The sequence below is a fragment of the Kribbella sp. NPDC003557 genome, from assembly GCF_040610805.1.
Taxonomy (GTDB): domain Bacteria; phylum Actinomycetota; class Actinomycetes; order Propionibacteriales; family Kribbellaceae; genus Kribbella.
Genome location: NZ_JBEXMY010000004.1, coordinates 389,691 through 401,711, shown reverse-complemented (window position 1 = coordinate 401,711; position 12,021 = coordinate 389,691). Strand labels below are relative to the sequence as shown.

Sequence of the window (12,021 nt, the reverse complement as noted above, 5' to 3'; positions counted from 1 at the left end):
CTGATCTGCGGATATAACCTCACGGTTTCAACGTGGGAATGAACTCTTGCCAACGTTGTCAGCCCTACTTATAGTCCGTGGCACCTCTCGGTCGGTGATCAGCCTGTCCGCGCAACGGAAACGGAGGTGACTTTCGTCATGAACGAAGCACCGCGGCCCCAGTTCGAAGACGTCCAAGACGTCGTCCGCTATCAGCTGAGTCGGCGAAGCCTGGTCGGAGGAGGTGCCGCGGCCGCGATGACCGCCTTCCTCGCGGCCTGCTCCGGCGGTGGCTCCTCGTACTCCGACAAACCGGCGAACAACAACAAACCCGTCGCCACCAAGTCGATCCAGATCGGCAAGGCCAACATCCCGGTGCCGCGGGACCAGGCGGTCATCGTCGGGCAGGTCGAGTACACGGTCTTCGACAGCTTCAACGGGATGATCCCGAACGGCTCACCGGGTGGTGCGGGCGTCGAGCTCAGCACCGAGCCGCTGTTCTACCTGAGCTTCGCCACCGGCGAGATGAAGCCCTGGCTGGCGACCGAGTACAAGTACAACGACGACTTCACCGAGGTCACCTTCAAGTTCGACCCGAAGGCGCACTGGAACGACGGCAAGCCGCTCGGCGCCGCCGACTTCAAGTTCACCATCATGTTGCTGAAGGACCGGCCGGACCTGTTCGGCGGCGGCGGTGAGCTGAAGGAGTTCGTCAAGGCGATCGACGTTCCGGACGCCCAGACCGCGGTCGTGAAGATGCTCAAGCCGGCGCCCCGGTTCCACTACAACTTCATCTCCGCGATCGCCGGTCCGCCGCTCGGCATCATGCCCGAGCACATCTGGAAGACCCAGGACCCGACGAAGTACAAGGACAACCCGCCGGTGCACAGCGGGCCGTACAAGCTGAAGCAGGCGATCCGGAACCAGAAGATGTTCGTCTGGGAGAAGGACCCGAACTACTGGAACAAGGACAAACTCGACGTCAAGCCCCAGTACGTCGTGTACCAGAGCACGTCGAAGCAGCTCGACCAGGCGTCGCTGGCCTTCGAGCGCGCGGAGTTCGACGTCGGCTCGGTCGACGAGCAGCACGCCAAGCAGCTGCGCAACACCGGCTACCCGGCGCTGCAGACCACGCAGTTCCACGACCCGAACCCGCGGGTGATGTGGCTGAACTGCGACCCGTCCCGCGGGGTCATCTCCGAGCCGAAGATGCGCTGGGCGATCAACTACTGCCTGGACCGGGAGAAGATCGGCAAGTCGATCTGGCCGGTCCCGGTGCCGCCGGCGCAGTACCCGTGGGCGGACTACCCGACCAACGACAAGTGGAAGAACGACGAGATCGCGAACAAGTACAAGTTCGAGTTCTCGCCGGAGAAGGCCACCCAGCTGCTCGACGAGATCGCCCCGAAGAACGCCGCCGGCAAGCGGACCTACAAGGGCAAGGAGATCAACCTCGAGATCATCACGCCGTCGCCGGTCGACGGTGGTGAGTACGCGATCGCGAACGTGCTGAAGACCGAGCTGGCCAAGGTCGGCGTCCCGGCCACCCTGCGCAGCCTGGCCGGTAACGTGCACGACGAGAAGTTCCAGCGCGGCGAGTACGACATCGACTCCAGCTGGGCCGGGATCGCGATCGACCCCGAGCAGCTGTACACCGACTGGACCAGCGACAAGTACCAGCCGGTCGGCAAGAACGCGGCCGGTAAGAACAAGCTGCGGTTCCGGAACGCGAAGTTCGACGAGATCTCCAAGAAGCTGGCCGGGCTGGACCCGGAGAGCGAGGAGGCCAAGCCGCTGCTGAGCGAGGCGCTGGAGATCTACTTCCAGGAGCTGCCGATGCTGGCGGTGATCCAGACCGGCTACCCGTCGTACTTCAACACCACGTTCTGGAAGGGCTGGCCGACCGACGACGACCTGTACGAGGTGCCGCTGAACTGGTGGCAGCACTTCATCTTCGTGCTCGGCAAGATCGAGCCCACCGGGCAGAAGGGACCGGCGTGACGGCGGAGGCCCCGCCGGTGGTAGCTGTCGACAAGAGCCAGGACTCCGCACCCCGTTCGGGGGTGCGGGCCTGGCTGTCGCGGCATCCGCTGGCGGCGTACGCCATCCGCAGGCTCGGGCTGTACGTCGTGGAGCTGTGGGGCGCGCTGACCATCGCGTTCTTCTTCTTCCGGCTGATGCCGGGCGACCCGATCAACACGCTGATCCAGACGCTGCAGCAGAACTACATCTACAACCAGACGGCCAGCGCGGAGATCATCGCGCGCTACAAGCACGAGTTCGGGCTGGACGGCAACCTGCTGACCCAGTACGTGACCTACATGCAGAAGCTGGTCCTGCACGGCGACCTCGGGCCGAGCCTGATCAACTACCCGACACCGGCGCAGACCGTGATCCTGCGGTCGTTGCCCTGGACCATCGGCCTGCTCGGCATCTCGGCCGTGCTGGCCTGGATCCTCGGTGTCGTGATCGGCGCACTCGCCGGCTGGCGGCGCGGCAAGCTGGGCTCCGCGATCGCCACCAACCTGTCGATCGCGCTGTCGCACGTGCCGTACTTCTTCGTCGCGCTGATCCTGGTGTACGTCTTCGCGTACTCGATGGGTGTGCTGCCGGCCAGATCGGCGTACGACTCCAATATCAATCCGGGGATCACACCGGAGTTCATCGGCAGTGTGCTCAAGTACGGGTTGCTGCCCGGCCTGTCGATCGTGATCATCGGGACCTTCAGCTGGATCCTGTCCACCCGGATGCTGATGATCCCCGTGCTCGGCGAGGACTACCTGGTGTACGCCGAGGCGAAGGGCCTCAAGGGCTGGCGGATCCTGACCCGGTACGCGCTGCGCAACTGCTACCTGCCGCAGGTCACCGCGTTCGGCATCTCGCTCGGCTTCATCTTCAACGGCAACGTGCTGGTCGAGCAGCTGTTCAACTACCCGGGGCTCGGCACCACGCTGGTCACCGCGATCCAGCAGCTCGACTTCAACACGATCCTCGGAGTCACCGACATCGCGATCTTCTCGGTGCTGACCGCTGTCCTGCTCCTCGACCTCTTGCTCCCGCTGCTCGACCCGCGGGTCAAGTACTGGAAGTGATGCCGATGAGACTCCTGACCGCGGTACTGCGGACGATCCGGAACAGCAGGCGGCTCGCGACCGGGCTGGTCATCCTCGGGGTGCTGGTGCTGATCGCGTTGTTCAGCCCGCTGATCAGCAAGGCCATCGGTGGTGGCCAGGACCCGATCGAGCTGGCGGCCTACGACAAGTGGCTGGTCCCCGGCCCCGATCACCTGCTGGGCACCGACCAGTTCGGTCGCGACGTGTTCGCGATGGTGGTGAAGGCGCTGTCGGTCTCGCTGCAGATCGGCGCGATCGCCGGTGTCATCTCGACGGTCGCCGGTGTGATCGTCGCGTTCGTGGCCGGCTACAAGGGCGGCTGGATCGACAACGTGCTCTCGACCTTCACCGGGATCCTGCTGGTCATCCCGACGTTCCCGCTGCTGATCGCGCTGTCGGCGTACGCCAAGAACGTCAGCCTGTTCCAGGTCGGCGTGATGATCTCGATCTTCTCCTGGCCGTTCGCGGCCAAGACGATCCGGTCCCAGGTGCTGAGCCTGCGCACCCGGCCGTACGTCGACCTGGCGCGGGTGAGCAAGTCGCGCGACCTGGAGATCATCGTCACCGAGCTGCTGCCGAACCTGCTGCCGTTCATCGGCGTCGGGTTCGCGTCGTCGGCGCTGGGCGCGATCTTCGGCCTGGTCGGACTCGAGATCATCGGCCTCGGGCCGGGCGGCGTGATCGACCTGGGCCAGATCATCTTCAACGCGATCGGCACCGGGGCGCTGACGCTCGGCGCGTGGCCGATGTTCGTCGTGCCGATCGCACTGCTGACGCTGCTGTTCGCGGCGCTGAACATGGTGAACATCGGGTTGGAAGAGGTCTACAACCCGCGGCTGAGGGGAGTGGCCGGTGAGTAACGCTGCCGAGAACGTCCTGGAGGTCAAGGGGCTCGAGGTCGCCTACTCCACGAACCGCGGCGACGTGAAGGCGGTCCGCGGGATCGACCTCGACGTCCGCCGCGGCGAGATCCTCGGCATCGCCGGGGAATCGGGCAGTGGGAAGAGCACACTCGCGGTCGCGCTGCTGCGGCTCCTGAAGGCGCCCGGCAAGGTGACCGGCGGCTCGGTGATGTTCCACCCGGGCGGCCGCTCGCCGGTCGACCTGCTGAAGGTGCAGGGCGAGGAACTGCGGGTGCTGCGCTGGAGCGCGCTCTCGTACCTCCCGCAGGGCTCGATGAGCTCCCTCAACCCGGTGATGCGCGTCCAGGACCAGTTCAAGGACGTGATCCTGGAGCACGCGCCGCAGCGCAAGGACTCGCTCGGGGAACTGATCCCGCGGCTGCTCAACCAGGTCGGGCTGGAACCGCGGGTGGCACGGATGTACCCGCACGAGCTGTCCGGTGGGATGAAGCAGCGGGTGCTGATGGCGATCGCGGTCGCGCTCGAGCCCGACCTGGTCATCGCCGACGAGCCGACCACCGCGCTGGACGTGACGATCCAGCGGGTCATCCTGCAGTCGCTCGCGGACCTGCGCACCGACTTCGGCGTCACGCTGATGGTGATCTCCCACGACATGGGCGTGCACGCGCAGCTCGCCGACCGGGTCGCGGTGATGTACGAGGGCCGGCTGGTCGAGGTAGGCGACGTACGGCAGGTGTTCAAGGACCCGCAGGACGCTTACACGCGGCAGCTGATCGATTCGATCCCGCAGGTCGGACGGAGGGCCTCATGAAATCGGAACTCGAACTGCGCGGCGTCCAGCAACGGTTCCACGCCCGCGGGGTCGCCGACGGGTACGTGACCGCTGTGGACGACGTGAGCTTCAGCCTGGCCGCGTCGCCGCCGCAGATCGTCAGCCTGGTCGGCCAGAGCGGCAGCGGGAAGAGCACGATCGCCCGCAACGTGCTCGGCCTGCAGAAGCCCACGGCCGGGCAGGTGCTGTACGGCGGCAAGGACATCTTCAAGCTCAGCCGTGCCGAGTACGACGAGTACCGGCGCGACGTGCAACCGGTCTTCCAGGACCCGTACGCGATCTTCAACCCGTTCTACCGGGTCGACCGCGTGCTCTGGAAGGCGGTGAAGAAGTTCAACCTCGCGGACACCCGCGCCAAGGGCCTCGAGCTGATCGAGGAGTCGCTGCGCGCCGTCCGCCTGGAGCCCGAGAACGTGCTCGGACGGTACCCGCACCAGCTGTCCGGCGGCCAGCGGCAGCGCATCATGCTGGCCCGGGTGCACATGCTGCGGCCGTCGTTCATCATCGCGGACGAGCCGGTGTCGATGCTGGACGCCCAGGTGCGCAAGCACTTCCTGGACATCCTGCTCGACTTCCAGCGTGAGCACGGCATGACGACGCTGTTCATCACCCACGACCTGTCCACGGTCTACTACCTCGGCGGCGAGGTCATGGTCATCACCAAGGGCCAGATCGTCGAACGCGGCCCGGTCTCCACGGTCATGCACGAGCCGTCCCACGCCTACACGAAACTCCTGCTCGACTCCATCCCCCAGCCCGACCCCGACCAGCGCTGGACCAGCCGCATCGCCGTCGACGAACTCGACCAGGTCGACGACAACACCCCGGCCGACACCACCAAACCGGAGGTGCCGATCATTTAGGCCGCACTCCCGACGTACACAGGAACTGGTAGAACCACGCGCTGAAGGACGGGTCGGTCATCAGTTCGCGATAGCGCCTGAGCTCGTCCGGGGTGGCGCCGACGCCGAGCAGCAGCGGCTCGGCCTGCTGGTTGAGGTTGCGGTGCAGCAAGCAACCGTCGGTGCCACCCGTCGTCGTCTCGGAGTACTCCATGGTGTGTACGTCGACCAGGCCGGCGTCGGTCATCCGGGCTGCCGTGCTGCCCGCCCACGTCATGCTCATGCCGCTGGCCGGACCCGCGACCTCGTGTGAGAGGTACTGGATGCGCGCCCAGACTGCCTCGTCCTCGGGGCTGGGCATGGTGATCGGATGCAGCCGGCGGCCGGTGAAGTCACCGATCACGAGCCGGCCGCCGGGCGCCAGCGCCTCGACCAGCCGGGCGAAGACCTGCTCGCGTTCGGGGAGATGCACGAGCACCAGCCGCGCATGAATCAGGTCGAACGGGCCGTCCACGCCGAGGCCTTCGCGGAGGTCGTGCCGCCGGACCTCGACGTTCGCCGCGACGTCCGTCAGCCGGCTGGTGTCGATGTCCACGGCAACGACCTCGCCGGTGCGCGCCGCCAGCCAGTTCGCGATCGAGCCGGCGCCGGCGCCGAGCTCCAGGCAGCGCGCGGCGGCCGACAGACCGCCGCGTTCGAGACACCAGCGGGTCGGGGCATCGAGCAGGGTGCCGAGATACTGCATGTGGTCCCGGCCGAGGTCGCTGCCGGTTTCGAAGACGTAGTCCATCCCGGCAGGGTCGCGCGGGCCGGGCACCACGCACATCCGGGATCATCCGGATCGCGTCAGTGCCCAGGCGACCACCTCGTACCGGCTGGACAGGTCGAGCTTCTGCCGGACGTGGTCGAGATGGGTCTCGACGGTCCGCCGGGAGATCGCCAGGGAGCGCGCGATGTCGTCGTTGCTCTGCCCTTGGCCGGCGAGGTCGGCGACCTCCAGCTCGCGGCGGCTCAACGGCCGGTCGTCGACGGTCGGCGGAGCGAGCGCCTCGGCGATCAGCTCGTCCTGTGACAGCTCCCGGCCGGCGGTCATCAGCCGGCCCGCGCGGCGGGCCCCCGCCTCGCGGCGCAGGCGTTCGACGGTCGCGTCGCAGAAGGCTGTCATGGTTCCGGACATCCGTCCGCCCTGCCGGCTGAGTGCGACCGCCGCTCCGGCGAGCCGCAACGCGGCGCGACCGCGTCCTTCGTTGGCTGCCAGGCTCATGGCGGCCCACAGCCATTCCGGATCCTCGATCAGGCCCGAGGCCGCGCGGAGCTGATCCACCACGCCGGCCAGCTGCCGCCGATGGGTCTCGACGTCGCCGGCCACCGCCGCAGCGAACGCGATACCGAGTCGCGCGGTCACGGTCATCGCGGCGCCGCCGCCGGCCAGGCTGACCGCCAGCGCTTCGCGGTAGTGCGTTTCGCCCTCGGCCCAGCGACCGGTCTCGAACAGCGTCAGGCCCAGCACGGTCAGCGCCCAGCCGCGACCGCGCTCGTCGCCGGACCGCGCGAACATCGCGATGCTCCGCTCGCAGAGCTCTGCCGCGAGCGCCGTGTCGCCGCCGGAGGCTGTGGCCAGCGCGAGATCGCGCAGGCTGCGCGCAGCGCCGTACTCGTCACCGATCTGCCGGCGCAGGACGAGGCTTTGCCGGTACGTGCGCTGCGCGGCTGAATAGTCGCGCTGCCGCCAGGCGAGGCGACCCAGCCGGGCCAGCGCGGCGGCGCGCACCTTGGGCTCGGCCGGAGCGTGGTCGAGAACATCTTCGATCCGCGTGCGGGCCTCGTTGACCTGGCCGCGATGCTCCGAGTAGTAGCCGAGGGTCGTACACAAGCGCAGGGCGAGGTCCGTGGGTTGCGTGCGCGCCCACGCCACCGCGGCCAGGAGATTGGCTTCCTCGCGCTCCAGGTCGACGAGCGCCGCGGCGCGATCCGGACCGCGAAGGCCCGCGTCACCGGCGCGCGCGATCGCCAGGTAGTGACGGGCGTGACGTTCGCGTACGGCGTCGTCGTCGGTGGACACGGTGACGGCGTACTGGCGGACAGGTTCCAGGAGGCGGAACCGCAGGCGGCCGTCGGGCAGCGGCTCGGTGAGGACGAGCGAGTGGTCGACAAGGGCGGTGAGTGCGGTGAGGAGCTCGGTGCCCATGCCCGCGACCGCTTCGAGGGCGTCCAGGTCGAACCCGCCGGCGAACACGGCCAGACGTCCGAACAACCGCTGCTGCGGTGGTTGCAGGAGGCGGTAGCTCGAGTCGAGTGCGGCGCGCATCGTCGCTCGCCGTCCGTGCTGCTCGTGCAGCAGCGGGGTGAGGCGGTCGAGGACCTGCTGCGCGGACAGGACGCGGATCCAGGCCGCGGCGAGTTCGATGGCCAGGGGGAGACCGTCGAGCCGGCGGCAGATCCGGTGGACGGTCGCGGTGTGCTCGCCGGGGAAGTCTGCGTTGACGAGCCGCGCGCGCTCGACGAAGAGTTCGGCCGCCGTCCGGTCCGGCAGGGGTGGGAGCCGGTAGACGTGTTCGCCCGGTGCTCCGAGCGGGACCCGGCTGGTGGCGAGGATCCGCATGGCTGGGCGGTCCTCGAGCAGTTGGACGACGTACTCTCCGGCCTCCGTCGCCAGGTGCTCGCAGTTGTCGAGAATCAGTAACAGCTCACGGGCCGGCTCCCGCGCCGTGTCCGGCCCGAGCACCCGCTCGACTCCGCTCGCCACAGAGTCAGCGGTCGCGAGCTCGACAAGGATGGAGGCGTCGTGCTGGGCCGCGTACTCCCGGACGAGCCTGGTCTTACCCGCCCCGGGAGGTCCTGCGATCGTGACGAGTCGCGATTCGGAGAGCAGGCGGCCGACCCGGGCAAGCTCCGCGGTGCGTCCGAAGAAGCGGGTCAGCGCGACGCTGCGTGCCTTGGACCTCGGCATCGTGAGCAGGTTCTGGTGGAGGGCCTGTAACGCGGGGGCCGGGTCCGTGCCCAGTTCGTCGGCGAGATGCCGGCGGACGGTCTCGTAGCGCTCGAGTGCTTCGGCCTGGCGGCCGGCGTCGCGGAGTGCGGTGAGAAGCCTCAGCCACAGCGTTTCCCGGAGCGGGTAGCGCGCGGTCAGCTTCTGCAGTTCGGGAATGTCTGCGTCGGCCTGTTGTTCGCACGCAGTGAGATAGCGCTCGACCAGCGCGGGTGCTTCGTGGTCCTCGAGCCACGGAGAGAGCGCGCTGCCGAACGGGTCTCCGCGCCACATCGTCAATGCTTGCTCGGGTTTCCCGTCGTCCAGCAGGCGATGGAAGCGCAGTACGTCGACACTCTCCGCCGGAATGTCGAGGCGATAACCTGTCGGCTCGGTCGTCACCGCGTCGTCGCCGAGCACGCGTCGCAGCCGCCCGACGTACGTCTGCAGGCTGCCGCGCAGGCGTTGCGGCGGATCGTCGGCCCAGAGCGCGCGACCGAGCTCGTCGAACGAAACCGTCTGCCCGCAGTTCAGCGCGAGCACTGTCAGCAACGCCCGGACCTTGCGCCCCGGAACGCGGACCACCTGCCCGTCCGACCAGATCTCGAACGGGCCGAGCAGCCGAATGTCGAGACGTCCCATCTCACCCCCGAGAGATATGGCTGTCCACTGTACCGATCGACCGGGTCGTCGCGGACTGACAGCGAATTGGCAGCGCCCATCCGTACTGTCTCTTGGCGAGCGGGCGAAGGCCCGGATCGGGGGGATCATGCCAAGCGGGACAACAGTCCTGTCGTTCTGCCTTGCGGCCCTGGTGGTACTCGTCGCACCAGGGCCGTCGGTCGCTTACGTCGTCGCGTGCAGTCTGCGCCACGGCCGCGCCGCCGGCCTCGCCTGTGTCCTTGGCCTGGAACTCGGTGCACTCGTCCACGTGATCGCGGCTGCCACGGGACTCGGCGCGGTGCTGGCGTCGTCACCCGAGGTGTTCCGGCTGGTCAAGTACGCCGGGGCCGCCTACCTGCTGGTGATGGGGGTCCGCGAGCTCGGCCCGGTGAAGGAGAGCGCGCCCAAGCATCGTGCGCTGCCGAGGAACAGCCTGCGGATGATTCGCGACGGCGTGCTCGTCGACCTGCTGAACCCGAAGACCGTGCTGTTCTTCCTCGCGTTCCTGCCGCAGTTCGTCCGCCCGGCGGAGAGGTCCGGGCCGACGCAGATCCTCGTCCTCGGCGTGTGTTTCGTCCTTCTGGCCGCCGCCTGCGACGCCACCTACGCGGCCGTGGCCGGCGCGCTCGCGCCGCGGATCCGGCAGTCTCCGCGAGCCCGGCGACGGATCAAGCAGACCACCGGAGGCGTCTACCTGACCCTCGCCGGACTCGCGGTGCTGACCTAGACGGTCTTGATCGCCGGGTCGGTGACGCCCGGGGCGCCGGTTTCGACGTGGCCGGCGAGGCGGCGGAGGTAGGTCGGGTCGGCGGTGGTGGTGATGGCGACGTCGTACCAGCGGTTCGTGGTGGTGACGGTATAGGTGGTCTTGCCCTGGCGGAGGGCGAGTTGCTTGGGGGTGCCGCCGTAGGCGTTGGTGAGAGTGACGGTGCGGGCCACGTCGGAGGTGAAAGTGAGGTCGACGTTGCCGGTGGCCGGGTTCTCCCGGGCGGTGAGTTCGAGGGCGGTGGCTGGCTTGCCCTTGAAGGTGCGGAGGAAGCCGTTCGGGCCGTGGACGGTGAGGTCGGTGACGCCGCCGGAGTAGACCGGGTTCCAGCTGTCGGCGACGGTCTTGCCCGCCTCGGTGGTGTACGTCCACGGGCCGTCGGTGCGGTTCGCGGACGTGATCAGGAACTGCGCGCCGGCCCGCGCCCCGGACCCGAACGTCAGCCGGTACTTGCCGTCGGCGACAGCGCCGTCGACGACCGGTGCGTACGGCAACGGACGGGTACGCCGGGAGCCGCGCTCCTGCGCCGGGAGCTGGCCGACGGCGGGCGGCGTCGGCACGTAGTCCGGGTGCCGCTTGTTGTCCGGCGGCTCGTAGGCGCTGGTGTCCGGCAGTTGCGCCGGGCGCGTGGCCGACGTACCGAAGTCGAACGCCGAGGTCAGGTCGCCGCAGACCGCGCGGCGCCACGGCGAGATGTTCGGCTCGTGGACGCCGAACCGGGTCTCCATGAACCGGATGATCGACGTGTGGTCGAACACCTCCGAGCACGTGTAGCCGCCGGTGCTCCACGGCGACACGACGAGCATCGGGACGCGCTGACCGAGACCGTACTGGCCGTGCGCGGCCTTGTTGCCGGTGTACAGGTCCGGGTTCGGGTCGACGGTCGACAGGCCCTGGTTGGCGTCCATCGGCGGGTACGGCGGGACGACGTGGTCGAAGAAGCCGTCGTTCTCGTCGTAGGTGATGAACAGCGCCGTCTTGCTCCACACCTCGGGGTTCGCGGTGAGCGCGTCGAGGACCTGGGAGATGTACCAGGCGCCGTAGTTGGCCGGCCAGTTCGGGTGCTCGGTGAACGCCTCCGGCGCCGCGATCCACGAGATCTTCGGCAGCCGGTTGTTCTGCACGTCGGCGGCCAGCTGCGCGAAGAGGCTCTCACCCGCCTTCGCGTTCGTGCCGGTGCGCGCCTTGTCGTACAAGGGACTCCCGGGCTGCGCGTTGCGGTAACTGTTGAAGTACAGCAGCGAGTTGTCGCCGTAGTTGCCGCGGTAGGCGTCGTCGATCCAGCCCCAGCTGCCGCCGGCGTCCAGCCCGTCGCCGATGTCCTGGTAGATCTTCCACGAGACGCCGTCCTGCTCGAGCCGTTCCGGGTACGTCGTCCAGCCGTAGCCGGCCTCGTCGTTGCCGAGGACCGGGCCGCCGCCGGTGCCGTCGTTGCCCGTGTACCCGGTCCACATGTAGTACCGGTTCGGGTCGGTGGAGCCCATGAACGAGCAGTGGTACGCGTCGCACACCGTGAACTTGTCCGCGAGCGCGTAGTGGAACGGGATGTCCTCGCGCGTCAGGTACGCCATCGTGGTCGACGTCTTCGCCGCGATCCACTGGTCGTACCGGCCGTTGGCGAACGCCTGGTGCGCGTCCGGCCAGCCGTGCGCGAGGTCCTGGATGAACTGCAGGCCGAGGTTGTCCGCCTCCGGCCGGAACGGCAGGATCTCCTTGCCGAGGGCATTCTTCTGGTAGAACGTCGGCTTGCCGCTCGGCAGCGTCGCGGGCCGCGGGTCGCCGAACCCGCGGACGCCGCTCAGGGTGCCGAAGTAGTGGTCGAAGGACCGGTTCTCCTGCATCAGGACGACGATGTGCTCGACGTCCTGGATGGTGCCGAGGCGGCGGTGCGCCGGGATCGCGGCGGCCTGCTCGATGCTGTTCGTCATCGCGGCGAACGCGGCCGACCCTCCGGCCAGTTGCAGGAACCTCCGGCGGTTGATGTCTGGCATCTGG

Annotated in this window: 9 protein-coding genes; 6 read left to right on the top strand and 3 right to left on the bottom strand. The window is 68.3% G+C overall.

Translation table 11 applies throughout. From position 1 onward, the window contains the following. The first annotated feature begins 138 nt into the window (after window positions 1-138). The 5 genes from ABZW60_RS18400 to ABZW60_RS18380 are packed head-to-tail and all read left to right on the top strand — an operon-like array spanning window position 139 to window position 5,650. The gene (locus ABZW60_RS18400; RefSeq protein ID WP_355478251.1) at window positions 139-1,980 is read left to right on the top strand and encodes an ABC transporter substrate-binding protein; all 1,842 of its coding nucleotides are present in this window, start codon (window positions 139-141) and stop codon (window positions 1,978-1,980) included. Beyond that, a complete protein-coding gene (locus tag ABZW60_RS18395; protein ID WP_355478249.1) occupies window positions 1,977-3,071 on the top strand; it encodes an ABC transporter permease in 1,095 nt (364 codons plus the stop codon). Before ABZW60_RS18400 ends, ABZW60_RS18395 begins: the two co-directional genes overlap by 4 nt. A 5-nt stretch (window positions 3,072-3,076) precedes the next feature. Beyond that, window positions 3,077-3,952 carry an ABC transporter permease gene (locus ABZW60_RS18390; RefSeq protein WP_355478247.1) on the top strand — a complete coding sequence of 292 codons (876 nt, stop codon included), beginning with the start codon at window positions 3,077-3,079 and terminating at the stop codon, window positions 3,950-3,952. Then, window positions 3,945-4,766, top strand: coding sequence for an ABC transporter ATP-binding protein (locus ABZW60_RS18385; RefSeq protein WP_355478245.1), 822 nt, complete (start codon window positions 3,945-3,947; stop codon window positions 4,764-4,766). Before ABZW60_RS18390 ends, ABZW60_RS18385 begins: the two co-directional genes overlap by 8 nt. After that, window positions 4,763-5,650, top strand: a complete 888-nt coding sequence (locus tag ABZW60_RS18380) for an ABC transporter ATP-binding protein (protein ID WP_355478243.1) — start codon at window positions 4,763-4,765, stop codon at window positions 5,648-5,650. The genes ABZW60_RS18385 and ABZW60_RS18380 overlap by 4 nt, the downstream gene beginning before the upstream one ends. On the opposite strand, the gene ABZW60_RS18375 is transcribed toward ABZW60_RS18380, so the two are convergent. Together ABZW60_RS18375 and ABZW60_RS18370 are read right to left on the bottom strand one after the other, a co-directional pair. Beyond that, window positions 5,643-6,419: a methyltransferase gene (locus ABZW60_RS18375; RefSeq protein ID WP_355478241.1), complete on the bottom strand. Its 777-nt coding sequence runs from the start codon at window positions 6,417-6,419 to the stop codon at window positions 5,643-5,645. The two genes, ABZW60_RS18380 and ABZW60_RS18375, sit on opposite strands and share 8 nt — an antisense overlap. A gap of 42 nt (window positions 6,420-6,461) precedes the next feature. Further along, a complete protein-coding gene (locus ABZW60_RS18370) occupies window positions 6,462-9,239 on the bottom strand; it encodes a BTAD domain-containing putative transcriptional regulator (protein ID WP_355478239.1) in 2,778 nt (925 codons plus the stop codon). 127 nt (window positions 9,240-9,366) lie between these two features. On the opposite strand from ABZW60_RS18370, the gene ABZW60_RS18365 reads away from it, so the two are divergent. Further along, on the top strand, window positions 9,367-9,987 hold the full coding sequence (locus ABZW60_RS18365) for a LysE family translocator (protein WP_355478237.1): 621 nt from the start codon (window positions 9,367-9,369) through the stop codon (window positions 9,985-9,987). On the opposite strand, the gene ABZW60_RS18360 is transcribed toward ABZW60_RS18365, so the two are convergent. Further along, complete coding sequence (locus ABZW60_RS18360; protein WP_355478236.1) at window positions 9,984-12,017, bottom strand: phosphocholine-specific phospholipase C; 2,034 nt, start codon at window positions 12,015-12,017, stop codon at window positions 9,984-9,986. The two genes, ABZW60_RS18365 and ABZW60_RS18360, sit on opposite strands and share 4 nt — an antisense overlap. Window positions 12,018-12,021: the final 4 nt, after the last annotated feature.